The sequence below is a fragment of the Nocardia sp. NPDC059154 genome (assembly GCF_042755705.1).
Lineage (GTDB): Bacteria > Actinomycetota > Actinomycetes > Mycobacteriales > Mycobacteriaceae > Nocardia.
Map to the genome: position 1 here is coordinate 111225 of NZ_JBHZCS010000006.1, position 24104 is coordinate 135328.

Annotated in this window: 29 protein-coding genes; 13 read left to right on the forward strand and 16 right to left on the reverse strand. The window is 68.7% G+C overall.

What is annotated here, in order from left to right; translation table 11 throughout:
- Positions 1–44: 44 nt before the first annotated feature.
- The gene (locus tag ACFXN1_RS07840) at positions 45–506 is read right to left on the reverse strand and encodes a hypothetical protein (RefSeq protein ID WP_379442266.1); all 462 of its coding nucleotides are present in this window, start codon (positions 504–506) and stop codon (positions 45–47) included.
- A 215-nt stretch (positions 507–721) separates the two neighbouring features.
- Between ACFXN1_RS07840 and ACFXN1_RS07845 the strand changes: the two genes are divergently transcribed.
- On the forward strand, positions 722–1282 hold the full coding sequence (locus tag ACFXN1_RS07845; RefSeq protein WP_379442265.1) for a LysM peptidoglycan-binding domain-containing protein: 561 nt from the start codon (positions 722–724) through the stop codon (positions 1280–1282).
- A 220-nt stretch (positions 1283–1502) separates the two neighbouring features.
- Here the strand turns inward: ACFXN1_RS07845 and rpsR are convergent, their stop codons facing one another.
- The 4 genes from rpsR to rpmB are packed head-to-tail and all read right to left on the reverse strand — an operon-like array spanning position 1503 to position 2516.
- The gene (rpsR, locus tag ACFXN1_RS07850; protein ID WP_011211513.1) at positions 1503–1757 is read right to left on the reverse strand and encodes a 30S ribosomal protein S18; all 255 of its coding nucleotides are present in this window, start codon (positions 1755–1757) and stop codon (positions 1503–1505) included.
- Between the two features lie 33 nt (positions 1758–1790).
- Positions 1791–2096, reverse strand: coding sequence for a 30S ribosomal protein S14 (rpsN, locus tag ACFXN1_RS07855; protein WP_379397327.1), 306 nt, complete (start codon positions 2094–2096; stop codon positions 1791–1793).
- A gap of 1 nt (position 2097) precedes the next feature.
- A complete protein-coding gene (gene rpmG, locus ACFXN1_RS07860; RefSeq protein WP_354836290.1) occupies positions 2098–2268 on the reverse strand; it encodes a 50S ribosomal protein L33 in 171 nt (56 codons plus the stop codon).
- Between the two features lie 11 nt (positions 2269–2279).
- On the reverse strand, positions 2280–2516 hold the full coding sequence (rpmB, locus tag ACFXN1_RS07865) for a 50S ribosomal protein L28 (RefSeq protein WP_354836567.1): 237 nt from the start codon (positions 2514–2516) through the stop codon (positions 2280–2282).
- Between the two features lie 111 nt (positions 2517–2627).
- Here rpmB and mrf point away from each other — a divergent pair, with 111 nt between their 5' ends.
- The 3 genes from mrf to rpmF are packed head-to-tail and all read left to right on the forward strand — an operon-like array spanning position 2628 to position 4382.
- On the forward strand, positions 2628–3917 hold the full coding sequence (gene mrf / locus ACFXN1_RS07870) for a ribosome hibernation factor-recruiting GTPase MRF (protein WP_379442263.1): 1290 nt from the start codon (positions 2628–2630) through the stop codon (positions 3915–3917).
- A gap of 4 nt (positions 3918–3921) precedes the next feature.
- Complete coding sequence (locus ACFXN1_RS07875; RefSeq protein WP_379442262.1) at positions 3922–4206, forward strand: type B 50S ribosomal protein L31; 285 nt, start codon at positions 3922–3924, stop codon at positions 4204–4206.
- Between the two features lie 2 nt (positions 4207–4208).
- Positions 4209–4382, forward strand: a complete 174-nt coding sequence (gene rpmF / locus ACFXN1_RS07880; RefSeq protein WP_379397333.1) for a 50S ribosomal protein L32 — start codon at positions 4209–4211, stop codon at positions 4380–4382.
- Between the two features lie 326 nt (positions 4383–4708).
- On the opposite strand, the gene ACFXN1_RS07885 is transcribed toward rpmF, so the two are convergent.
- On the reverse strand, positions 4709–5728 hold the full coding sequence (locus tag ACFXN1_RS07885; RefSeq protein WP_379387312.1) for a DUF1906 domain-containing protein: 1020 nt from the start codon (positions 5726–5728) through the stop codon (positions 4709–4711).
- Between the two features lie 217 nt (positions 5729–5945).
- Here ACFXN1_RS07885 and ACFXN1_RS07890 point away from each other — a divergent pair, with 217 nt between their 5' ends.
- Entirely contained in the window at positions 5946–6746 is an 801-nt protein-coding gene (locus ACFXN1_RS07890; protein ID WP_379397335.1) for a VOC family protein, read from the forward strand.
- Between the two features lie 103 nt (positions 6747–6849).
- On the opposite strand, the gene ACFXN1_RS07895 is transcribed toward ACFXN1_RS07890, so the two are convergent.
- From ACFXN1_RS07895 to ACFXN1_RS07915, 5 genes are all read right to left on the reverse strand, one after another.
- Complete coding sequence (locus tag ACFXN1_RS07895) at positions 6850–7683, reverse strand: hypothetical protein (RefSeq protein ID WP_379442261.1); 834 nt, start codon at positions 7681–7683, stop codon at positions 6850–6852.
- A gap of 47 nt (positions 7684–7730) precedes the next feature.
- Entirely contained in the window at positions 7731–8342 is a 612-nt protein-coding gene (locus ACFXN1_RS07900; protein WP_379397732.1) for an ATP/GTP-binding protein, read from the reverse strand.
- Between the two features lie 64 nt (positions 8343–8406).
- Positions 8407–8784: a DUF742 domain-containing protein gene (locus ACFXN1_RS07905; protein WP_040812792.1), complete on the reverse strand. Its 378-nt coding sequence runs from the start codon at positions 8782–8784 to the stop codon at positions 8407–8409.
- A gap of 11 nt (positions 8785–8795) precedes the next feature.
- Complete coding sequence (locus ACFXN1_RS07910) at positions 8796–9203, reverse strand: roadblock/LC7 domain-containing protein (RefSeq protein ID WP_154789962.1); 408 nt, start codon at positions 9201–9203, stop codon at positions 8796–8798.
- Positions 9200–12169, reverse strand: coding sequence for an ATP-binding protein (locus tag ACFXN1_RS07915; RefSeq protein WP_379442259.1), 2970 nt, complete (start codon positions 12167–12169; stop codon positions 9200–9202). Before ACFXN1_RS07915 ends, ACFXN1_RS07910 begins: the two co-directional genes overlap by 4 nt.
- Before the next feature lie 330 nt (positions 12170–12499).
- Between ACFXN1_RS07915 and ACFXN1_RS07920 the strand changes: the two genes are divergently transcribed.
- The 8 genes from ACFXN1_RS07920 (at position 12500) to ACFXN1_RS07955 (ending at position 20157) form a co-directional block, all read left to right on the forward strand.
- Positions 12500–13189, forward strand: a complete 690-nt coding sequence (locus ACFXN1_RS07920; RefSeq protein ID WP_354836271.1) for a response regulator transcription factor — start codon at positions 12500–12502, stop codon at positions 13187–13189.
- 89 nt (positions 13190–13278) lie between these two features.
- Positions 13279–14664, forward strand: a complete 1386-nt coding sequence (locus ACFXN1_RS07925) for an ATP-binding protein (protein ID WP_379387503.1) — start codon at positions 13279–13281, stop codon at positions 14662–14664.
- A gap of 461 nt (positions 14665–15125) precedes the next feature.
- Positions 15126–16580, forward strand: coding sequence for a trypsin-like peptidase domain-containing protein (locus ACFXN1_RS07930; RefSeq protein WP_379442270.1), 1455 nt, complete (start codon positions 15126–15128; stop codon positions 16578–16580).
- 98 nt (positions 16581–16678) lie between these two features.
- Positions 16679–17173, forward strand: coding sequence for a MogA/MoaB family molybdenum cofactor biosynthesis protein (locus tag ACFXN1_RS07935; protein ID WP_354836561.1), 495 nt, complete (start codon positions 16679–16681; stop codon positions 17171–17173).
- Between the two features lie 98 nt (positions 17174–17271).
- Positions 17272–17418 carry a hypothetical protein gene (locus tag ACFXN1_RS07940; protein ID WP_379397343.1) on the forward strand — a complete coding sequence of 49 codons (147 nt, stop codon included), beginning with the start codon at positions 17272–17274 and terminating at the stop codon, positions 17416–17418.
- Positions 17419–17745: 327 nt separating this feature from the next.
- On the forward strand, positions 17746–18432 hold the full coding sequence (locus ACFXN1_RS07945; RefSeq protein WP_379442258.1) for an MspA family porin: 687 nt from the start codon (positions 17746–17748) through the stop codon (positions 18430–18432).
- Between the two features lie 300 nt (positions 18433–18732).
- Complete coding sequence (locus ACFXN1_RS07950; protein WP_379442256.1) at positions 18733–19410, forward strand: MspA family porin; 678 nt, start codon at positions 18733–18735, stop codon at positions 19408–19410.
- 66 nt (positions 19411–19476) lie between these two features.
- A complete protein-coding gene (locus ACFXN1_RS07955; RefSeq protein ID WP_379442255.1) occupies positions 19477–20157 on the forward strand; it encodes an MspA family porin in 681 nt (226 codons plus the stop codon).
- Between the two features lie 89 nt (positions 20158–20246).
- Here ACFXN1_RS07955 and mscL read toward each other — a convergent pair whose 3' ends face one another.
- From mscL to ACFXN1_RS07980, 5 genes are all read right to left on the reverse strand, one after another.
- Positions 20247–20645: a large conductance mechanosensitive channel protein MscL gene (gene mscL / locus ACFXN1_RS07960; protein WP_379397351.1), complete on the reverse strand. Its 399-nt coding sequence runs from the start codon at positions 20643–20645 to the stop codon at positions 20247–20249.
- Positions 20646–20723: 78 nt separating this feature from the next.
- Positions 20724–21371 (reverse strand): SAF domain-containing protein, encoded by a 648-nt coding sequence (locus ACFXN1_RS07965; protein ID WP_379442253.1) that lies wholly within the window; start codon positions 21369–21371, stop codon positions 20724–20726.
- Between the two features lie 87 nt (positions 21372–21458).
- Positions 21459–21758: an FmdB family zinc ribbon protein gene (locus tag ACFXN1_RS07970; RefSeq protein WP_354836259.1), complete on the reverse strand. Its 300-nt coding sequence runs from the start codon at positions 21756–21758 to the stop codon at positions 21459–21461.
- A gap of 70 nt (positions 21759–21828) precedes the next feature.
- Complete coding sequence (locus ACFXN1_RS07975; RefSeq protein WP_379442252.1) at positions 21829–22413, reverse strand: 5-formyltetrahydrofolate cyclo-ligase; 585 nt, start codon at positions 22411–22413, stop codon at positions 21829–21831.
- 23 nt (positions 22414–22436) lie between these two features.
- Entirely contained in the window at positions 22437–24092 is a 1656-nt protein-coding gene (locus ACFXN1_RS07980; protein ID WP_379442251.1) for a fibronectin type III domain-containing protein, read from the reverse strand.
- Between the last annotated feature and the right edge of the window lie 12 nt (positions 24093–24104).

Sequence of the window (24104 nt, forward strand, 5' to 3'; positions counted from 1 at the left end):
GCCCCTGTCGCGTGCGCGGACCGCCTCCGCCGCGGTGCCGGGAACTAGTTGGCGCTGAGGACTTTTCGATCACCCAGCGGGGACTTCAGCTGGATTTCGAGGGTGCCGAAGACGGCGATCATGGTGCACATCTTGCCGACCGCGTCGGGCAGGGTGCCGGACTTCAGGTCGACGGTGACGGTCGAGGAGGTTTCGGTGACGGTGGCGTTCACGCCGTAGCACTCGGGGGAGCCGATCTGGAAGTTGACCGCGATCCGGTCGGGTGCGACCCGGGTCCAGCTGTCGAACGAAATGCCGTGTGGGCTCACGATACTCGGATCCGCCGTGAAAGCCCGTCCGATCTGCCCGCTGGGCGCCTCGGTCGGCGTGGTCTTGGTGCTGGTCGCGGCGGCATTGGTCTTCGATTGGTCGCCAGTGCTTTCCGTGCTTCCGCACGCAGTAATGGTGAGCCCGATCAGCGTGGCTGCGGCGGCAGCGATCAGGCGGCGTCCCCGTGTCCCGTACATGGCTGACACCCTAGTGTCCGCGACCGCACGGCAGGCGCACGCGCCGGATTCGGCCCCCTGGCGAATTTCTGGCGAAGACACGCCGAAATCTTCGCAGAACCGGCGCGTAACCGTGCGGTGACCGGCGCGGGATCGGTAGTGTCGTGACAGATGTGCGAATGCAGTTCCGCGCCATCGGCTTATCTCATGATCACCCCCTCCCGAAAGGACGCACCGTGGGCGACTCGTTGAAGGTCGGCGAAGAACTCGGTCGTGGAGAGGCGCTGCAAAGCGGTGCCTACACCCTGACTCTGCAAGATGATGGCAACCTGGTGCTGTCCGAACCGAGCGGCAATGTCGTGTGGGCCACCGGCACCAACGGCCAGGGCGTCGTCCGGGCCACCCTGCAAGACGATGGCAACTTCGTTCTCTACAAGGAGGACGGCGCCGCCTGGTCCACCGAGACCAATGGCAAGAACGTGGACCGTCTGGTCGTCCAGCCCGACCGCAATGTGGTGCTGTACGGCTCCGAAGGCGCCGTCTGGTCGTCGGGCACCAACACCGACAACCCGCTCCCCGCACCGGAGCCGGTCCAGGCCCAGGCCGCCGCGGTCGTCGAGGACGTGCCCCCGCCGCCGCCCGCCGCCCAGACCTACACCGTCGAGCCGGGTGACACCCTGTGGGCCATCGCCGAGCGCTTCTACGGCGACGGCAACCGCTACCAGGAGATCGCCAACGCCAGCGGCATCGACAACCCCGACCTCATCCAGCCCGGCCAGGTGCTGACCATCCCGTAAGGCGCGGCCCTGCCGACGTTTACGAGAAATGATGCCCCCGAGTGCTAATGCACTCGGGGGCATCGTATTTGGGTGGGTGGGGATCCCGCGCTGACAAACAGGAAAGCCCCGACCGAGGCGGCGCGGGGCTTTCCTGTTGTAGTTGGGGTTTCAGGGGCGAAGCCCCTGGGAGTCCGAGAGTTGTTTCAACTCTTGGGTTTTCGTCCGGGGATGTGGCGAGCTATCGGCTCGTGAAGGGCAGCAGAGCCATCTCGCGGGCGTTCTTGACGGCCACGGCGACCTGGCGCTGCTGCTGCGGGGTCAGCCCCGTCACGCGGCGGCTGCGGATCTTGCCGCGGTCGGAAATGAACGTGCGGAGCAGGTTCACATCCTTGTAGTCGACGGTCTCGATGCCGGCGGCGATCAGGGGATTCTTCTTCGGGCGACGGGCCTGCTCGGCACGGACCTTCTTCGACGGTGCTCGCTTCACTGCCATGTCAGCGGTTCCTCACTCACGAATCGTGGATGCTTACCAGCTCGATTTGTGCACACCGGGCAGCTCTCCTCGATGGGCCATCGCGCGAACGCGCACGCGCGAGAGACCGAACTTGCGGAGATGACCACGCGGGCGTCCGTCCGCGGCGTCCCGATTGCGCAATCGTACCGGACTGGCATCCCGCGGCAGCTGCTGCAGGGCGGCCTGCGCGGCCGCCCGTTCGCTGTCGCTGCTCGCCGGTTTGCGGATGATCTCCTTCAATTCCGCGCGCCGCTGCGCCCACCGTGCCACGACGAGTTTGCGTGCTTCGTTCTTGGCGATCTTCGATTTCTTGGCCACGTCACCGGTCCTCGCGGAAGTCGACGTGCCTGCGGGCGACCGGGTCGTACTTCTTCAGGATCATCCGGTCGGGATCGTTGCGCCGGTTCTTGCGGGTGACGTAGGTGTAGCCGGTCCCGGCCGTGGACTTCAGCTTGACGACGGGCCGGATGTCGGTCGATTTCGATGCCATTGTTCTCCCTTTCAGATCTTCTCGCCGCGGGCGCGCAGCCGGGCTACCACTGCCTCGATGCCGTCGCGGTCGATGGTCTTGATGCCCTTGGTGGAGACGGTCAGCGTGATGCGCCGGTCCTCGCTGGGCAGGTAGTAGGTCTTGCGCTGGATATTGGGGTCCCAGCGCCGGTTGGTCCGCTTGTGCGAGTGCGAAACGGACTTGCCGAAGCCCGGCTTGCGGCCGGTGACCTGGCAGATGGCCGACATGGGCACTCCCTTCCGGTGGTAGATGTACATGACAATCGTTTTCGACAAAGAATCTATTCCACGGTACCCTCGGTCCTCGGTAATTGAAAATCATTGTCGAAAGGGGGACCGGTGCCGTCCCAACGCAAGCCAGTGCTCGTCCTCGCGGGACTCCCCGGACGCGCCGCCGAGGGTGTCGAGCAGGCCGCCCGCCTGCTGGGCGGGAAGCCCGGAACGGTCGTGGTCCGGCACGACCTGAGCGAGCTACGCCAGGGCGTGGTGCGGCGCATCGTCCGCATCGACGGCCGGGAGACCACGACCGTGTTGGAACTCGCGCACGGCTGCGTCTCCTGCACCCTGCGCGCCGACCTGCTGCCCTACCTGTGCCTGCTGGCCGAGCGGGATTCGGTGCGGCGCATCGTGCTCGCGCTGGACCCGGCCTTCGAGGCGGAGGCGGTGTGCCAGGCCATCGCCGACGTGACGGTGACCGGCGTGGTCGGCCGGGTCGACGGCCCGGCCGGGCGCAGCGTGCGCATCGACACCGTCCTCACCTGTGTCGACGCCCGCGACTGGCTGGCCGACGCCACCGGCGACGAGACGCTGTCCGAACGCGGCCACGCCACCGCGGAGGACGAGCGCACGGTGGCGCAGCTGGCCGTCGGCCAGGTCGAATTCGCCGATGCCCTGGTGGTTTTCGACGGCGACGCCGATCCGCTGGACCGCGAGCGCACCGCCGTCGTGCTGGCCCGGCTGGCCCCGCGCGCCCCCGTCGCCTGGGTGGCCGGGCCGCCCGGGCTCGGCGTGGATGACCTGACCTGGCTGCTGCGCCGGGTACCCACGGACGCGCGCCGCGGCGTACCGTTCGATCCGCACGCCCCGCTGCTGGCCGGCGGTCCGCCGCTGGAGCCGGATTGCGGTGTGGCACTGGTGGAATTCGCCACCGACCGCCCCTTTCACCCCGATCGGCTGCACTCGGCCATCGACGTGCTGCTGGACGGCGTGGTGAGCGCCCGGGGCCGGGTGTGGCTGGCCACCCAGCCGGACGAGGTGGTGTGGCTGGAGTCGGCGGGCGGCGGGCTGCGGGTCGGCGGCGCGGGAAAGTGGCTGGCGGCCATGGCATCCGGGGAACTGGACGAGGTGGATCCGGAGCGGCGCGCGCTGGCCTCGCTGCGCTGGCACGAGCACTTCGGCGACCGCCACACCTCGCTGGTGATCCTGGTCGCCGACGCCGATCCCGAGGAGGTCCGCCACGCGCTGCACTGGGCGCTGGTGGACGAGGACGAACTGCGGCAGGTGCGCTTCGCGCCCGAACGGGTCGCGCTGTGGCCGGACCCGTTCGGCGATCAGCACGAAGAGCCGTGTGACACAACCCGATCCGCGCCCGTCACCGGGGACGGCGCCACTCGCAACAACGAAAGGTGAAGTGATGAAACAGGGAATTCACCCCGACTACCATCCGGTGGTCTTCCAGGACGTGAGCACCGGAAAGTGCTTCCTGACCCGTTCCACCGCGGTGTCCACTCGCATCATCGAGTGGGAGGACGGCAATACCTACCCGCTGCTGGTGGTCGATGTGACCTCGGATTCGCATCCGTTCTGGACCGGGAATCAGCGTGTGCTCGACACCGCGGGCCGCGTGGAGAAGTTCGAGCGCCGCTACGGCAAACGCGTTCGCGGCAATCGCAATTCGATCACGGATGAGGAGAACTGACCATGGCCGTTCCGAAGCGCAGAATGTCGCGGGCCAATACCCACAGCCGGCGCTCGCAGTGGAAGGCGACCCCGCCGGATCTGATTCCGGTCAAGGTCGGGGGAGCGGTGTACCAGGTGCCGCGCCGACTCGCGCGGGCGGTGGAGCGCGGCCTGATCGATCCGGCGAAGCTCTGATCGATCAGAAGATCGGACGATCCAGACAATAGCCCCGAAGTTGCTGTCCCGCCAGGCATCTGCTCGAGTGTTGCCCGTACCGGACTCGGTCGTCCGAATGTGGCGTGGGTGCTAAAAAGTTTCCCCGAAGTTGTGAACTCGTGGCCTGGCGACGGTATTCTCGTGCCTTGAGGGCGGGTTCTTCTGATCACAGAAGAACCCGCTCATCGCCACTTCAGGGCCGGTTCAGGCTCGCTTTCACGCCAGTTCACGCACTGTTCCGCAATAACATGCGGTCCGGTCGGTCGCCGGCCGTGTGCTGGAACAAATCCGACAAATCGGCCAAATCAACTGTCGGATACCACTTTCGGCTGCTGCTCCGCCGGAGCTTGTCCCGCGGCGGCCGGATGGCCGTTCGGGCCGGTGCCCCAGCCGGGCAGCGGCACTCCGGGCAGCAACTGCTCGAGCTTTGCCAGCTGATCGGCGATCGCCGTGGCCGGACCCTCCACCAGCGAGAAGGGAAACGGCCAGCGATGCTGACCCGACAGCCGCGCCACCTCGTCCTTGAGCTCGGCCGTCGTGGTCTCCAGATCGCTGATCTCGGTACGCAGTTCGTCGATCTGGGCGAGTGCCGCCGCCAGCCCGTCCACCACCGTCCGGTCGCGGCCCTGAGCATCGGTGCCCAGCTGCGGCCAGCCCTGCAGACCGGGACCGCGCAGCTGAGTCTGGATGTCGCGCAACACCTCGTCCTGTTCGGGAGTCAAGTCGGGTTCCTCCGTTTCCACATCCCACTGGCCGAAGTCGGCTCGGTCGGTTTGGTTCACATCGCATTGCACGCCGTCGACCGTGACCTGCTCGCCGGTCTGATAGAGGGCGATACGCGGATCGATATTCCCGCCGGACCAGGCCACCGTCTGCCACGCCCAGGTCGCGGTCCCGCTGTCCAGCGCCCGGCTCACCGGCCAATATCCGCCGTAGATCCCGACATTCGCGCGTCCGATGACGCTCGCCGCGCCGTCCAGGTAGGCGTCGATGGGCACCTGCTGCTGCGGGGTGGCGTCGAAATCGGCGGAGAAGTAGATGGGCCGGTCGGCCCGGCCCCCGCAGCGCAGCACCTGGGCCAGCGCGGCGCGCGCATCGGTGACGCCCGCGCCGTAGCCGTCGAGCATGCGGGCGGCGGTGGTCTCCCAGTTGGAGACGATGGAAATGCCCTGTGCGCGCAGTCCGTCCGCCTCGGCGGGAGTGAGGAGCTTGCCCGGCAGGGTGGGCCCGCCGTCGGACAGGTAGCGGATGACGAAGTCGTATCCGGCCGCCCTGATGGCACTCGGCGCGGGACGACCTGCGGCGTAGTCCAGCCCGAAACGCATGGTTCCCACTGTAATTCGGCGGACACGCCGACTGTGCCGGATTGCGGTGGTTGACTGGTCGGCTATGAGCGAACGCGACAACTGATTTCGTACGATCGGGGTAACTCGCCGGGGACGTCCAGAGTCGGGTTGGCTCTCAACTTCACTCCGCATGCATGCCTGTCAACGGCTCTCAGCCGGGCGCTGAAGTCGCGGAGAGGCGGAAAGGTGATGACCGATGCCGATACGCAATGAGGCCTGGCCCCCGGGTACACCGTGCTGGGTCGATTGCCAGGTCGACGATCCGGCGAAGGCCGGTGAGTTCTACGCCGCGCTCTTCGGCTGGGACATGCAAGGCGGCGGCGAGGACGCCGGGGGATACCTCATGGCCCTGCGCAACGGACAGGCGGTGGCGGGCATCGGGCCCAAGCCGGAGGCCGGGGTGCCGTCGGTGTGGACCACGTACCTCGCGGTCGCCGACGCCGACAAGGCCGCCGAGCAGGTGACCGCGGCGGGCGGCAGCCTGCTGGTGCCGGCCTTCGACGTGATGGAGTCCGGCCGCATGTTCGTGGCCGCCGACGCCTCCGGCGCGCCCTTCGCGGTCTGGGAGGCCCGCGCGCACGACGGCGCGGCGGTGTACAACGAACACGGCGCCTACGTCTGGAACGACCTGCACACCGGCGATTTCGCGGCCGCCAAGGCCTTCTACGGCGAGGTCTTCGGCTTCACCTTCACCGAATTCGACGACGAGGCCATGCGCTACGCCACCTTCACCCCGCCCGGCGGGACCGAGTCGGTCGGCGGCATCAACGACGACAGCGTCAACGGCGTGGCCGCCGCCCAGCCCTACTGGCTGACCTGGTTCCAGTTCGAGGGCATCGACTCCGGTCTCACCCGGGCCGTGGAGCTGGGCGCGACCGTGCTCATGTCCGCCACCGACGGACCCTTCGGCCGGATGGCCATCATGGCCGCGCCGCAGGGTGAACTGTTCGGCCTGCTCGATCCCACCACCGCCGGGACGCCCGCGGCCGCAGGCTGATCCGGAGACGAGTCGAGCCGGGTCGATCGGCATCGACCCGGCCCGGGACCCACTCACGCGTCACGCGCTCCGAGAAGGAACGGTCGCGCCGCGACAAGAACGTTCAGCGCACCGATTCCGGCCGCCGCTGACCCTGCTGCGCCGCGGCCTGCTGCGAGGCCGCCTGCAGCGAAGTGCCGTGCGTCGCCTGCGGATCCGCTGTCCTCATCGGGGTACGCGCCGCGCGCCGGTCCGGCGCGACCAGAATGGCCGTGATCGGAATCGCCAGCGACAGCGTGCCGATGATGAAGGTCGGCACGAAGAAGTTGAACAGCACATTGCCGTGCGGAGTGGCCGCGGCCGGGTCCAGGTGCACCTCGAGCCCGGTCAGCCCGGCGTAGTGCATGCCGATCACCAGGATCGCGTACAGCACCGCGCCGGCCAGCACCATCGGCACCGAGCCGACCCACAGGCTGAACCACAGCATCAGCGCCGAGAGCACGAAGGCGATCACGTATACCGCCACCGAGGACACCAGGCTGCGATCGACACTGCCCTGAATCCGGATGGCGCCCAGCAGCAACTGGTGGACGTCACCGAAACCGAAGGCCATCACGGCCGCCGCCACCAGCAGCCGCCACCAGACCAGCCGTCGGCCGTTGATGAGCAGCGCCGCGAACACGGTGGCCGCCGACAGTACCGAGAACAGGGTGATGGACACGTTGTCGTAGCGCAGCTGGCTGCCCCGCACGTCGAAGCCGAGCATCGACACGAAGACCGGCATGGCGACGCCGACGCCGCCGATGGACACCGCCGCCACGAACAGCCACACGATCCGGAACCGCTGGGTCACCGACTTGGTGGACTGGCGAATGCAGGCCAGACCGCACGCCGCGCCCGCGAACGACACGATCAAGGCCAGCGCCAGCACCCAGTAGCCCATGGAGAAGTAGATCATCCCGACACCTCTGTCTTCGTCTGCTGCGACCCTGGACGCGCGAACCGCTAACCGTGCTGCGCGGTTTCGCGCTGTGCGGTCGTCAGCCGTTCGATCGCGTACTCGGTGACGGCGGCCAGTGCCCGGCGCACCTCGGCCGGGTCGCGCGCGTCGATGTCCACGATCGGCACGCCCTCGCGCACGCTGAGCGCCTCACGAAGCTCGGTGACCGGGAAACGCGGCGCGTCCGGGAAGCGGTTGACCGCGATCAGGAACGGCAGCGACTTGGCCTCGAAGAAGTCCACGGCCGCGAAGCTGTCCTCGATGCGGCGGGTGTCGACCAGCACCACCGCGCCGATGGCGCCGCGGATCAGGTCGTCCCACATGAACCAGAACCGCCGCTGCCCGGGCGTGCCGAACAGGTACAGCACCAGGTTGCCGGGCAGGATGATGCGGCCGAAATCCATGGCCACCGTGGTGGTTTCCTTGCCCGGCGTGGCGGCGAGGTCGTCGACCCCGTCGGAGTAGCCGGTCACCATGGCCTCGGTGCGCAGCGGCACGATCTCCGAGACCGCGCCCACGAAGGTCGTCTTGCCGGCGCCGAAACCGCCGGCTACGACGATCTTGGTCGACGCCGTGCGCGATTCCTCACCCGGTCGCGGTGGGTACTGCAGCGCCAGGTTCGGGAACTGCCCGGTTGTGTACCCGGGGCCCCCGTGCGGGCCACCGGGGTAGCCTCCGCCGTCATAGGGCGCGGAGTCCATGCAGTGTCCTCTCCATTAGTGACCGGCGCTCGTCGAAGGTCGCCTGATCGCTCAAAGTCGAATGCACACGCAGGGTTCCGGCGACGACGAGATCGCCGATCACGACCCGCACCATACCCAGTGGCCGGCCCAGATGGGCCGCGATCTCGGCGACCGAGAGCCGCGCCGTACCGAGCCGCAGGATCTCGGTGCGCACGTCACCGGCCGGCCAGTCGAAATGGGCGGTATAGGACAGGGTTTCGACGACCGCCTCGAGCGGTAGCTCCACCGCCGGCTCGGTGCGGCCGGAGGTCAGTGCGTAGGGACGAACACGTGTGGTCGGTGGCCGGTTACCGCCGCCGCCAAGGGGATTGGTCATGCGCAGCTCATCTAGGCAGTGCGGGCGGTGGCCGAGACCACGGACCCGACCCGGTCGACCAGTAGGGCCATTTCGTAGCCGATGCGGCCGATGTCGTGCTGCTTGTTGGCCAGCACCGCCAGGTGCGAGCCATTGCCGACACTCATGACCAGCAGGTAGCCGCGCTGCATCTCGACGATGGACTGCATCACCTTGCCGCCCTCGAAAAGCTGTGCGGCCCCGGCGGACAGGCTGGCCAGACCGGCGGTCACCGCGGCCAGCTGCTCACCGCGGTCGGCCGGCAGGTGCGGGCTGGTGGCCTGCAGCAGACCGTCCGCGGAGACCAGGACGGCGTGCGAGACGCCCGGTACCTCCCGGGTGAAGCGGGTGACCAGCCAGTTCAGATTCTCATCGGTAGTGGTGCGCTGGGTGTCGGTCATGCATGCCCTCCGTCGTTGTACTGGGAGTCGGCCCGCCCGGAGCGGACACCGCTGAGATGCCTGGAGAGGCTGTCGCGGATCTCGTCCGGATTGCGGCCGCTGCCGTCGTCCTCCTGGGCGACGGCACCGGGCACCAGCTGGGCGCCGGGTCGCCGAATCGGCAGGCCGCCCTCGGTGCGACTGGTTGTGGTCGGATTGGCCGCCTCTTCGGCCGCGGCCCAGCCGCTGTCCGAACTCGACGACCAGGCAGCGCCGTCCTCGTTCCCGTCGGCCGGTTCCACCAGCCACTCGGAGACCATGCGCTGATAGATCGGGGTCGGGGCCGCGCCGACCGGACGCAGGCCGGGCGGGGGAGCGACCGGGCGCGCGGCGGCGGGTGCGGCCTCGTCGCCGCGAACAATGGTGTCGGCGTTGCCGTTCGCGCTGCCGTTGCCGTTCGTGCTGCCGTTGGTGTCGGCGGCCGGGATCGTGGGCCGATCGTTGTCGCCGAAGGCGCTGTACCCGTTGCCGAAGTAGCTGCCGGTGTCGGGCCCGTTCGGATTCCAGCCCCGCGCCGGCTCCGCGATCTGCGGCTCGGGGGCGGGCGCGACGGTCTCGGGCATCCAGACGGACTCGGGAGCCGGCTCCGGCTCGGGCGTGCGCGCCTCGCCCCAGTAGTGCATCGGCGCGGGACTCTGCTGCGGCGCAGCCGGTTCCGGCCGCAGCGCGGACACGCTGTAGGCACGCGCGTCCTCGGGTTCGCTGAAGGCGTCGGTGAAGCCGTCCGAGAACCGGTCCTGCACCTGCGCCACCGGCGGCGGCTCGGTGAACGTGGGAACGATCGGCTGCTCACCGGTGTCGGGGCCCGGCTTGCGCTGCGGCAGGCCGGAACTGGTGAAACGCGCGGTGGTAGTGGCCGCGGCGGGCTCGGGCAGGTTCGGCACCGGGGTCAGCCGCGGCGGGGCGAGCACGGGCTGCGGGCCCGTGATCGGGCCCGAGGGCACCGGAATCGGGCCGGACGGTACCGGAATCGGCCCGGACGGCATTGCGATCGGGCCGGAGGCCAGGGCCGCCGGGGGCACCGGCAGCGGGGAGGCGACGGGGTACTGACCGGTGGGGTCGCCGACGCGCTCCGGCGCGGGCGAGACGAGGCTGCCCGGCAGGTGCACGCTGCCGGTGATGCCCGGCTGCTGCACCATGGCGGAGGTGCGGCGCAGGCTGACGGTGATGTTGTGCCGCTTGGCCAGGCGGCCGACGACGAAAAGACCCATGCGGCGGGCGGTCTCGACATTGACCTCGCCACCGGAGGCCAGGCGGTCGTTGATGCCCTGCAGGTCCTCGGCGTTCATGCCGAGGCCGCGGTCGGTGATCTCGATCAGGTAGCCGCCGTCCACGGCGCGCGCCACCGACACCGCCACCGGGGTGGTGGGCGGGGAGTAGCGCAGCGCGTTGTCGATCAGCTCGGCCAGCAGGTGCTCGATGTCGACGGCGGGCTCACCGGCGACGATGCCGTCGGGCACGGTGCCGATCTCCACACGCTGGTAGTCCTCCACCTGGGAGACCGAGGACCACAGCATGTCCGACAGCGGCACCGGCGCGAGATGGCCACGGCGCAGCGCGGTTCCGGCCAGCACCAGCAGGTTGTCGCCGTTGCGGCGCATGCGGGTGGCGAGGTGGTCGAGGCGGAACAGCGACTGCAGGCGCTCGGAGTCGTCCTCGTCGCGCTCGAGCTCTTCGATCAACGACAGCTGCTGCTCCACGAGGGATTGGCTGCGGCGCGAGAGGGTTTCGAACATGTTGCCGATCTGCAGGCGCAGTCGCGCCTGTTCGGCGGCCAGGTGGAGGGCCTGGGAGTGGATGTCGTCGACGGCTCGGGCCAGCTGCCCGATCTCCTCGGTGGTGTGCACGTCGACCGGTGAGATCTCCGGGGTCGCGCCGCCGGCGCGCACCACCTCGAGTTCCTGCGGCAGGTCGATGTGGGCCACCTGCAAGGCGTCTCGCCGCAGGCGGCGGACCGGGACGACCAGCGAGCGGGCCACCACCAGCGCCAGCGCGAGACCGGCCAGCAGCATGCCGATCACGATGGAGGTGTCGCGCAGCACGTTGTTGCGCGCCTCGGTGGTGAGCGCGGCCAGCTTGGAGTCCATCGAGTTCGCGACCGTGGACACTTCCTTCTCGTAGGCGTCGGCACTGCCGCGCAACGAGTCCTGCATGGCCGGCAGGCTGCCCGGATCGGGCACGTTCTGCATCAGGATGCCGACACGCGCGCCGGCATTGTCCTTCAGCGTGTTCGCGTTCTGCGCCGCGTCCGGCGCCATGCCGCGATACACCTCGATCATGGTGATCTCGGCGCCGATGGCGGTGAGCAGCTTGGTCCGCAGCGCCGGATTGGAACCCGCCCCGGGCGCGGCGAGCATGATCCGCTCCTGGGTGAGCAGGCGGGAGGCGGTCTCGGCGGCACCGAACTGCAGGAAGGACTGCTGCACCCGGAGGTCGCCGACGGTGGGCGCGCCCGCGAGCGCGTTCTGCGCCCGGGTCTGCACCTCGTCGACCTGATCGCCGATGGTCTGGGGGGAGCTGGTGCGCAGGCTGTTGCGCATGGTCTTGGCGACGGCGATGGAGGCGCCGAGTTCCTTGGTGACACCCGGATCGGCGTTGGAGGACTTGAGGACTGTTTCGAGTTCGGCCTCGGCCTGATCGAACTTGGCCGTGGCGGTGTCGAGGTCGGGGTCGACGTCCTGATTGCCGCCGGTGATCGCGGCGACCGCGAGTTCGTTGCTGCTGACGAGGAATTTGATGGTGGGGCGGAGCACGTCCATCTGCTCGCTCGCCGCGCTCAGTTTCGAAATGGTCTGCAATTCGCTGTTGATGCGCAGTACCGCGAACGTCGCGGCGAGGAGCACCGGGAGCACCAGCACGATCCCGACCTTGCGGGTAACGGGCCAGTTGGACAGGCTGAATTGCCAGGACCGGGGTGCTGCTTCCATCCCGCTTCCGTCGCCTCCGCTTCACGATTGACCCTCGGGTACGTATGCGGTTGTGCGGCTTTGGGGTCGAACCCGCGCGGAACCAACTAAGGGTCTTCTTTTACGGCCTGCAACATACCGCGTGAGCTGTCCAACGGCAATTCGTAGGACTTTGAGGTTTAGTTTCCGAATGCGGCCTTCCCGCAACGGGTTTCGCGCGAATTTGGGTGACACCGCAACCACTTGGCGTCGGCCCTCCGTGAAACACGCAGGTCATCTGCCTCGCTCGTCCGGCGTGTCGAAGGGGACCTTCTCAGTCACCTCTCAGTCGCTGTGGGCAGACTGGTTGCCATGCGCATTCTGGTAGTCGACGACGATCGCGCGGTCCGGGAATCGCTGCGTCGCTCGCTGACCTTCAACGGGTACACCGTCGACCTCGCGGTCGACGGTCTGGACGCCTTGGAGAAGACCGCCAGTCAGCGACCCGACGCCCTCGTCCTGGACGTCATGATGCCCCGGCTCGACGGGCTCGAGGTGTGCCGCCGGCTCCGCAGCACCGGCGACGATCTGCCGATTCTGGTACTCACGGCACGGGATTCGGTCTCCGAACGCGTTGCCGGACTGGACGCCGGCGCCGACGACTACCTACCCAAGCCCTTCGCCCTGGAGGAACTGCTGGCCCGGCTGCGCGCGCTGCTGCGCCGCACCGCCGGCGATCCGGCCGACGCCTTCTCGGAGGCCATGGCCTTCGCCGACCTGTCGCTGGATCCGGTCACCCGCGAGGTCACCCGCGGTGAACGCCAGATCAGCCTGACCCGCACCGAGTTCTCGCTGCTGGAAATGCTGATGGCCAACCCCCGTCGTGTGCTCACCCGCAGCCGCATTCTCGAGGAGGTGTGGGGCTACGACTTCCCCACCTCCGGCAATGCGCTCGAGGTGTACATCGGCTATCTGCGCCGCAAGACCGAGGCCGACGGTGAACCGCGTCTCATCCATACCGTGCGCGGCGTCGGCTACGTGCTGCGCGAGACCCCGCCGTAGGAGCCGTGCTCGTGGGAAGAACCGTTCCCCGGCGGCCGGTGGTCGCCGGACTCGGGTCGCGTCCGGAGTCGGCCGAGCTGCGGCCGCCCATGCCGCTGACCCGGTCGGTCTCGCTGCGCTGGCGGGTCACGCTGCTGGCCGCCTCCGTGGTGGCCGTCGCGGTCGCCTTCACCTCCATCGCCGCCTACGCCATGGTGGCGCGCTCGCTGTACGCGGACGTGGATTCGCAACTGCGGGCGCGGGCTTCGGTGATGATCGACAACAACCTCGACAGCCTCGGCTTCCAGTCGCTGGTGTTCGCCGGGCTGTACTCCAGCGATGTCGGCGTCGCCCTGGTCTTCCCGGATCAGTCGCAATACGTGCCCCCGCAGACCACGCTTCCGCCGATCGGCAATCAGGAGCGCGCGGTGGCCCGCGGCGAGATCAGTTTCTCGCTGCGCACCGTCGAGGATCAGCGAGTGCTGGCGCGGCGCACGCACTCCGGATCCACCCTGGTCGTCTCGCAGCGACTGCAGCCCACCAAGGAGGTGCTGGACCGGCTGGCCTGGCTGCTGTTCGTGGTCGGCGGCTGCGGGGTCATCGTGGCCGCGGCGGCCGGAACCACCGTGGGCCGCACCGGCTTGCGGCCCATCGCCCGGCTCACCGCGGCCACCGAGCGCATCGCCCGCACCGACGACCTGACCCCCATCCCGGTCACCGGCGACGACGAACTCGCCCGGCTCACCGAGAGTTTCAACGCCATGCTGCGGGCCCTGGGCGAATCCCGGGAACGGCAGCGCCGATTGGTCGCCGACGCCGGCCATGAGCTGAAGACGCCACTGACCTCTTTGCGCACCAATATGGAACTGCTCATCGCCTCCTCCCGGCCGGGCGCGCCCCGCATCCCGGACGAGGACATGGCCGAACTGCGCTCCGACGTGATGGCCCAGATCGAGGAGTTGTCCACGCTGGTCGGCGATCTGGTCGACCTGGCCCGCGAGGACGCGCCCGAGACCGTCTACGAGCAGATCGACCTCGGCGACGTGGCCGAGCGGGCGCTGGAACGAGTCCGGCGGCGGCGCACCGGAATCGAATTCGATGCCCAGCTGCGCCCCTGGTTCATCTACGGCGACGAACCGGGACTGGAACGCGCACTGCTCAATGTGCTCGACAATGCGGCCAAATGGAGCCCCGAGGGCGCCAAGGTCTTCGTCGCCATGCGCGAGAGCGGACGCGGGCTGCTGGAGTTCGCCGTCGACGACGCCGGGCCCGGCATTCCGCCCGCCGAGCGGGAACTGGTGTTCGAACGCTTCTACCGGACCACCGCCTCGCGCTCCATGCCCGGCTCCGGACTCGGGCTGGCCATCGTCAAGCAGGTGGTGACCAAGCACGGTGGCACCATCAACATCGATACTTCCGACCGCGGCGGCGCTTTGATCCGTATCGTGCTGCCTGGAGAAGGCGCACCGCCGCTGCCCGACTCGGCGCCGGACTGAGCGCCGGAAAGCTCGGCGAAAAGCAAGCACGGTCTCAGTCCACTCTCAGTCGTTACCGCCAGGCTTGGCGACGAGACTCGAGGAGAAAACGAGAAATGACCGAGGATTCGACAGTATCCCCCTCAAGCGGGCAGGGCCCCGAGCCCGAAGGCGATGCCCCGGATACCACCGCCTCCGGCCTGCCCAAGCGCGACCCCGCAGGCTCCTCCACCCCCGAGGCCGGATCCCAGCCCTTCGACGGCTTCGCCGCCTCCGCGGCTCCGCAGCCGGGCGCACCCGCCCCCGGCGGAATGACGCCACCGGCGCAGCCGGGCCAGCCCGCCCCCGCCGGACCGGCCGCAGCCCCCGGATCGGCCGGCCCCGCACCCGCGGCTCCCTCCGGATTCGGTGCGGCGCAGTCCTTTTCCACCGGCACCGCTCAGGGGCCGGGCCCCGGAGTCCCGGCCGGACCCGGTTCCGGCATTGCTGGACAACCGGTTCCGGGTCCCGCGGCACCGGGCCATCCGGGTGCCGGCGGCCCGGCCTACGGCGCGGACCCGGCGACCCAGATCCTGCCCGGCGCGGGTTACGGTGCGCCGCAGGGTGCCCCGGCCTACGGCGCGACTTTCGGTGGGGCACAGCCCTATTCGGCGCAGTACGGGGCCGGGCAGCATCCGACCGAGGAGATTCCGGCCGGCCTCTACGGTCAGGCGTACGTGGCGTCGGGGGCCGGGTACGCCACCGGACAACATCCGACACAGGTGATTCCGGGTGCACCGGGCATGCCGGGCGCGCCGGGGATGCCCTACGCGGGCGCGCCCGCGCCCAAGCGGTCCGGGCGCACCGGTCTGGTCGCGGGTGCGGTGGTGCTGGCGCTGCTCAGCGGCGGTATCGGCGGCGCGGTCGGCGCGCTGGCCACCCACCACAACGACACCCGCTCCACGGTGACCAACGCGCTCGATCAGCCGGTCGGCAATGGCAAGACCGCGCCCGCGCCGGAAGGCTCGGTGCAGGCGGTGGCGCAGAAGGTGCTGCCCAGCGTGGTCATGATCCGGGTCGCCGGCGCGCGGGCCGAGGGTGAGGGGTCGGGCGTGATCCTGTCCTCGGACGGCCTGATCCTCACCAACAACCACGTGGTCAGCGGCGCGGGCCAGAACGCCAAGATGGATGTGGCCTTCAGTGACGGCACGACCGCCCCGGCCACCGTGGTGGGCGCGGATTCGGTGTCGGACATCGCGGTCATCCGGGTCACCGGCAAGACCGGTCTCCAGCCGATCGATCTGGGCCAGTCGGCGAACCTGCAGGTCGGCCAGGGCGTGGTGGCGATCGGTTCGCCGCTGGGCCTGGCGGGCACCGTGACCAGCGGCATCGTGTCCTCGCTCAACCGCCCGGTCTCCACCAGCGGTGAGCCGGGCTCGCAGGGCACCGTCATCGACGCCATCCAGACCGACGCGGCCATCAACCCGGGCAACTCCGGCGGGGCGCTGGTCGATATGAGCGGCAAGCTGATCGGCATCAATACCGCCATCGCGACCATGGGCACCGCCGAGTCGGCGGGCGCGCAGAGCGGCTCCATCGGCCTCGGCTTCGCCATTCCGGTGGACACCGCGCGCCGGGTGGCCGACGAGCTGATCAAGAACGGCAAGGCCACCTACGCCCAGATCGGGGTGACCGTGCGGGCGCAGGACGAAGTCAACGGCGCGCGCGTGATGGACGTGTCGCCCGACGGCCCGGCCGCCAAGGCGGGCATTCCGAAGAACGCGATCATCACGAAAATCGATGATCAGATTGTGGATTCGGGTAATTCGCTGATCGCCGGGGTGCGCTCGCACCGGCCCGGCGACAAGGTCAAGGTGACCTACACCGACGACCAGGGCAAGAACCCCAAGACTGTCGAGGTGACCCTCGGCGAGGCAGCTGCGGAGGGCGGCCGATGATGATTCACGAGAGCGGTAGAGAACCGACCCCGGCGATTCGCGTCACCGGGGACGGGGGATGGGAGCTGTTGTCGGACAAGGGCGCTACGGTGAGCACCATGGAAATCGATACCGCTGTCGCGGGCCGTGCTCTTGTCGTGGTCGTCGACGATCGAACCGCCCATGGCGGGGTGGACTCGCTGGGTCCGCTGGTCACCGAACTGCTCACCGAGGCCGGGTTCCTGGTGGACGCCTCGGTGTCGGTGCAGGCCGATGAGGTGGAGATCCGCAATGCGCTCAATACCGCGGTGATCGGTGGTGTCGACCTGGTCATCTCGGTCGGCGGCACCGGCATGTCGCCGCGTGACGTGACCCCGGAGGCCACCGAGGAGGTGCTGGACCGGGTGCTGCCCGGCATCAGCGAGGCGCTGCGTTCGTCCGGACTGGCCTCGGGTTCGCTGGACGCGGGGCTGTCCCGCGGTCTGGCCGGGGTCTCCGGCAGCACGCTGGTGGTGAACCTGCCGGGTTCGCGCGCCGCGATCCGGGACGGCATGGCCACCCTGGGCCCGCTGGCCAGCCGGGTCATCGACGAACTGTCCGGTCTGTCGGAATGATCGACGCCGAGCAGCCTTCCGAGTCATCCGAGACCTCAGGGTCATCCGAGACCTCGGAACCACCCCGTCCGGCCGAGCGCCGGGCGGGGTCTCGTCGTTTGACACCCGCCGAGCGCGCCCGGCTGGCGCGCATCTTCGGTGACGAGCTGCCGTCCACGACCACGGACGAGCGCACTCCCGAGCCCGAATCCGGCCGATCCTCCGATGATTGGCTGCGCTCCCAAGTTCCGCCACATCACGGCTGAGCCTGCTGCCGTATCGCGGTCGAGCCGCGTTCGCGACGTATTCATATCCGGCTATACGCCGTAGATCCCGCATGCCTGTTCACGGTCCGACGGTTCCATTCGCCAGATAATTGCCACGTCCCCTGTTATCTGACTTGATGCGTCCGTTATAAGATTGTTGCCAGATAATAGCTGTCATGGCTAAAGCCTCTCGCTGGTCACTAAAGATGGCGTTCGAGCGAGTTTGAGTTGCGTGCTCGATCGTTGCTTCTATCGGATTCCTGTGTCGTATTAGGCTCTTCAGCCCCAGTGGTCGGGGTTGTCCGCAAGCAAACTGATGAGGGAACTATGAGCGAGAACCGGAACGCCGGTTTGCGTCGCGCCGCCCGTGTCGCGGGCGTTGCCGCGGCGGCCTCCGTGGCTTCCGGCCTGCTGTCGACCGGCGCCGCCAATGCCGACACCTTCGTGCCGCTGCCCGGCGGCTCCATCACCGAGACCCTGGACGACGGCGCCGTCGTGACCATCACCATGACCGGCGAGTCCGCCAACATCAACCCGTCCATGGGCGCCACCCCGCTGCACCGCAATGCCTGGGTCTCGGGTGGCGCGCAGGTGCAGCTGTCCGGCGCCAACAGCAGTGTCGGCGGCAAGATCGTGCCCGGTTACGTGGTCGGCTGCCAGGTCGACATCGCCGGTGGCGGCGCCAACAGCGGCCCCAGCGTGTGCGCCGACTACGACGGTTCCAGCCCGACCGCCGGCGCCAATGTCGGCGGCAACCTCACCCTGGGCCCCGGCCAGTCGAAGGCGTTCTACCTGCTCGATCAGGAAGCGCCGGACGACTACGGCCAGGAGGCGCACTACGTGCGCAACAAGTTCCAGGGCAACTCCGGCTCGGTGACGTGGTCCGACGAGACCATCAACCTGAGCGGCTGCGGCGGCTACGCCCAGGCGCGCTCGTTCGTCGCGGTCCAGGTCGAGACCGACAACGTCATCACCGCCTACCCGCTGTGGGGTCAGCCCTTCAGTCTCGGCTGATCAGTTTCCGCCCAGCGGATTCCGAAGGGGTCCGGTGCGATTAGCGCCGGGCTCCTTTTGCTATCCGCGACTTTCTCGACATACCTGCGGGTTTGTGTTGGCCAGTGGTCAACTCTGTTCGCTCACGTCTCAGAGCCCACTCCTGTGATGTAAAGTGCCCTCCGTCGCTACGCCAAAAGAATTTGTGACCAGTAACACGGTGGCAACAATGTGGCGACAAACTCAACCGGGGATTCGGAAGGGTCCCATTTCAACCTCGGTGGTCGAGGTTGAACTGCTTGAAACCTGATGAGGGGAAGTATGAGCGAGAACCGCACCCACGGTGCGCGTACCGCTGCCCGCATTGCGGGCATCGGCGCGGCTGCGGCCGTGGCCTTCGGCCTTTTTTCCACTGGTGCCGCTAACGCCGACACCTTCGTGCCGTTGCCGGACGGCCAGAAGGTGAACCCGGCGGGCACCGTCACCATCACCCGCACCGGTGAGCACGCGATCGTGTCGCCGTCGCTCGCCGCCAATGGCGCGGGTCGTGTCGTATGGGTCAGCGGCGCCGCGAGCGCCGTCGTCGACACTCCGGATGGCACCGTCGGTCCGTGGAACGGCCCGACCAACAGCCCGGGTTCGAACAATTCGTCCACCCACGGTTCGTCGATCATCAGCACCGGCTACATCGTCGGCTGCCAGATCAGCATCGGTGAGGACGCCATCTCCGCCGGTATCTCCGGCAATGTCAGCCTGAACAGCGCGGGCGTCGGTGGTTCCATCGGCGTCAACCTCGGCCCCGGCCAGGTTGCCTTCGTTCAGATCGACTCCAAGGACATCACCAAGTCCGGCACCTACTCGGTCGAGTACCGGGATGCGGAGATGCAGATTCAGGGTTGCGCGGGGTACGCCCAGGCGCGTGCGTACACCACTGTCGAAATCATCGGCAACGACTACTCGAAGACCACGCTCTACGGACAGCCGTTCAGCATCGGCTGACCGTGGTCTCGACCCGCCAAATCCTTTCTCGCATAAGCGAATTCGACCCACGAGGGACAAACAGAAATGAGTATCCGTAAGACCGTGGCGCGGGCGGCCGGTGTAGGTGCCGTTGCCACCGCCGCCCTTGGCCTGCTCTCCACCGGTGCGGCGAACGCCGACACCTTCGTGCCGCTGCCGGGCGGCGAAATCACCCAGACCCTGTCCGACGGCACCGTTGTCACGGTGAAGCTGGTCGGCGAGTCCGCCAACATCAGCCCGTCGCTGGGTGCCACCCCGGTGCACCGCAATGCCTGGGTCTCGGCGTCGGCGCAGGTCCACATCGACGGTGACACCACCGCCACCGGCGGCAAGATCTACCCGGGTTACGTGGTGGGCTGCCAGGTCACCATCGATGGCGGCAACGTCAACGGTGGCGCGACCGGCGGTGCCAGCTGGGACAACTCCGGCAATGTCACCCCGCAGGCCGGCGCCAACACCGGCGCCAACCTGACCCTGGGTCCGGGCCAGGCCAAGTCGTTCTACATCCTCGACCTGGAAATGCCGGACGACTACGGCAAGGAAGCCCACAAGACCCGCAACGCCTTCAAGGGCACCGACGGTTCGGTGACCTGGTCGGATGAGACCATCGGCCTGAACGGCTGTGCCGGTTACGCCCAGGCGCGCTCCTTCGTGAGCGTCGAGGTCGAGACCGACAACGTCATCAGCTGGGTCACCCTGTGGGGCCAGCCCTTCAGCCTGGGGTAAAACCCGCTAGCTGGTAATGGCAACGGGCCCGGCGCTTTTCGCGCCGGGCCCGTTCGCTGTATCCCGCTCCGATATTGCTATGTCCCCGTTCACATCTCGTGCTTGCCACCCGCGCTGCGCGTGGCCAGCAGGTCCCGAATCTCGGTCAGCAGTTCGGTGTCGGTGACCGGGTCCTCCGCGGTGCCCCACAGCTTCTTGGCTCTGCTGTACGGCAGCACCAGGACGAAGTAGAGCAGTGCCGCGATGATCACGAAGTTGATGGCCGCGGTGATGATCGGGCCGACGGCCACATAGGTCGCCGGTTTGTCGGCCACCAGCTGGAAGCCCAGGCCGAGCTGGCTGGTGCCGCCGAATGCGGCGAGCAGCGGGGTGATGATGCCGTCGCTGAACGCGGTGACGATGGCGACGAAGGCGGTACCCATGACCACGGCCACCGCCAGGTCGATGACATTGCCGCGCATCAGGAAATCCTTGAAACCCTTGAGCATTGCGGAAGCTCCTCTACCTGAGGGATCGAACGCAGAGTAATGGGGGTATACGGGATGCTAGTTCACCCGCGGGCCGGTTCAGTGGAACACGACGGTGAGTGCCGTCCGCAGCGAGGCCGCGGCCACCGCGGCGGCCCGCCGGGAATCCAATGCCACCAGCACGATCCGGTCGGTGCGCCCGCGCGAGTTCTCCGTCCCCGACACCAGCACCACGGCCGCGTCGGCCGCGAGCAGCCGCGCGGGCCGCCCGCCCCCGCCCGAGTCCTCACCGGCCACCACGTCCACCCGGTCCCCGGCCCGCAGGATTTCGGCAACGGCATTGTCCGCCAAGCGAATCGGGACGATGCGCGCATCGGCGGACTGCGCCGCCACCGCCGCCAGCCGCGGTCCCACCACCCGGACCTCGGTGACGATCTCACCCGCCGCCAGCGCGCCCGCGAGCGTGGCGCCGCGCAGCCGTGCGGCCTCCCGCACGACGCCGGCGGGCAGGGTCGCCGTCTCCCGCGCCGCGATCCGCACATCGCCGTCGCCCAGCACCTGTCCGGGTGGCAGATCCCGGGTGGCGACCAGGACCTGGGTGTGTCCTGTCGCGGGGTCGGCGCGCATGGCCAGAAACCCCGCCAGAACGAGCAGCGCGACCGCCCCGGCCCGCCGCAGTAGCACCGCGTCCGCCCAGATCAGGCGGCTACGGAACTCCTGCAGGATGGCTCGATACGGTCGCGTCATGCGGGGCAGCGTACGGTCGCCCCGGTACCGACAGGCCCGGGCGGAACCCGGGCTGTGGATAACGAAAAGCCTGTGGAGAAACTCGGATCAGGCGGCGGAGGTGCTGGAGCCGCTGGTCGACGCGGCCGAGGTCGAGGAGCTCGAGGCCGTGGAGCTGGAGCTCTCCGAGGAGGTGGACGAGGACTTGGCCGGCTCGGAGGAGGTCGACCCGTTGCGGCTGTCGGTGCGGTAGAACCCGCTGCCCTTGAAGACGATGCCGACCGAGTTGAACAGCTTGCGGAGCTTGCCGTTGCACTGGTCGCAGGTGGTCAGCGCGTCATCGGAGAAGGACTGCACGATGTCGAACTTGTTGTCGCACTCGGTGCATGCATACGAGTAAGTAGGCATCGGGAAACCTCCACGCTCTTCGTCGAATTAGCACTCTACAGCTGGCAGTGCCAACGCTGCCAATCGGGTGTCAATTCCCGACCCGATCTTCGAGCCGTCGCAGGCCCCCGAGCGGGGTCAGTGCCCACCCCATTCGGTGGTCGTGCGACTCTTCCGGCAAACGCTCCACCAGTTCGTCGTCGCGCACCACCGCGATCAATCGCGCGTCGGCGCGGCAGGCGCTCAGACTTCGATCGTAATAACCGGCCCCGCGCCCCAATCGAACCCCGCGGCGGTCCACCGCCAATGCCGGAACCAGAATCGCCGCGGCCTTCGCGATCCCATTCGCGACCGGCGCGCCTTCCGGTTCCCGGAGTCCGAACCGCCCGCGCCGCAGCCCCGCCGGACCGGTGTACTCGGCCCATTCCAGCGGACCGGGTTCGCCGGTGACGGGCAGCAGCACCCGCGCCCCGGCGGCCCGCAGCGCGTCGAGCATGGCGAGCGAGCCGGGCTCACCGCCGACGGGCACATAGGCGCACACCCACTCCGCGTCGGCGAGCGCCCCGGCCGCCGCGGCCAGTGCCGCCGCCTCGCGCTCCCGGTCGGCGGCGGGCAGTGCCTTGCGCCGCGCGAGGATCTCCTCGCGCCAGGCGCGCTTGTCCCGCTCGTCGGTCACGCTTCCACCCTAGGGCGGGCGGGTCAGCGGTCCGAGCGCGGCCGGGTGAGGGTGAAGGTGTCGATGGCCTTCAGGTCGCTGGTCGGCCCGGTGAGGGCGTAGTAGGTGCCGGTGATGGTGGTGTTGCCGCCCGGCTGACCCGGGTCCACGTCGAAAGCGCAGAAACCGTAAGGGTGTTCGGCGTCCTTGAAGGCCGACCAGGGCGCGTCCTCGAGGACGTACACCGGCGCCTTCTTGCCGGTGGCCGGATCCACCTCGCCGACCGCGGTGATGACCCGGCACTTGTCACCGGGGAAGAACAGCTGATTCGACGGCGAGGAGGTGCCGCCGCCGCCGATCACCAGGTGCACGGTGCCCTTGCTGGTGTCGACGACGTCCTTGCGCGTGTCGGCGGGCCTGGGGGTCAGCGTCTCGGACCCGGTCACCCCGCGCACCGGATGCGAACGCTCGTAATGGTGTTCGTGCCCGCACAGCACCAGATCGACCTGGTATCTGTCGAACAGCGGCAGCCAGTCCTGCCGGATGCCCAGGTCCGCGCCATTGAACTTGTCGGCCGAGGAGATGGCGACCTGGTGCATGAACACCACCACCCAGTCGATGCCCCGGTCGGCCCGCGCCCGGGCCAGTTCGCCCTCCAGCCAGCGTTTCTGGGCGCCGCCCGAGTAGCCCCTGACGTAGGAGTTGCCGCCGTCCTGCAGGCAGATGTCGTCATTGGCGACCGCGATCACCCGCACGCCGCCGACGGTGAACGAGTACCAGAGGCCCTTGGCGTGGTCCTCGCTACCGGAGTCCGGGACGGTGAAATAGGTCTGGAACGCCTGGTATCCGATGGGCCCGTTGCCGAGCTCGTTCTCGTGGTTGCCGGGCGCGGGCATCCAGGGCCGGTAGCGGGCGGAGCGAGAGTTGTTGGCCCACCAGTCGTTCCAGGTGCGGATGCGGTCGGTGGCGATATTGGCGTAGCAGAGGTCGCCGTTGACCAGGTTGAACAGCGGGGCCAGCGATTCCACCGCCGAGGTGACGTCGCCGGCGTACTGGGAGCCGAGGTTGTCGTTGAGGGCCTTGCCGTCGACGATCTTGCCGACGGTGGGCGTGCCCTGGTCGCCGAAGCTGGTGAACCGGAACTTGGCGCGGCCCGCGGGCGCGGTGCGGATGGTGCCGAGTTCGGGCGGCGCGCCGTCGTGCCCGGCGGCGTACACGTAGTCGGTGTCGGGGGACAGGCCGGTGATCCGGGCGTGGTGGGCCTGAATCTCGATGCCGGACTTGGCATCCCGGTAGGTCCGGGTCTCGGCCTGCACGCTCTTGCCGAAGCCGGCGTCGGCGGTGCCGTAGCGCACGGTGGGCTTGGTGACCGATCCGGTGGTGTGCCAGCTGACCACCACCTCGCGGGTGGTGTCGGATCCGAATTGCAGGTGCAGGCCCGCGACCCGGGGCGCGGCCGCGCGGTCGGGGGTGGTCACCAGTTCGGCCGAGCGCGGCCACGCCTCGGCGTTCGATGCGCCGCCGCGCAGCGCGACCGTTCCGCCGGTGCCGACCGCGAGCCCGGCCAGACCGGCCACCGCGGACGCGCCGAAGAGCCGGCGGCGGCTCAGCCCGCGCGCGGCGTCGGGCGAGTTCGCAGCGGATGCGGCCGGGTTGTCCGAGGTGGAATCGGGGCTGTGGGAATCCTCACGATCGGTCATAGGTGTCAGCTA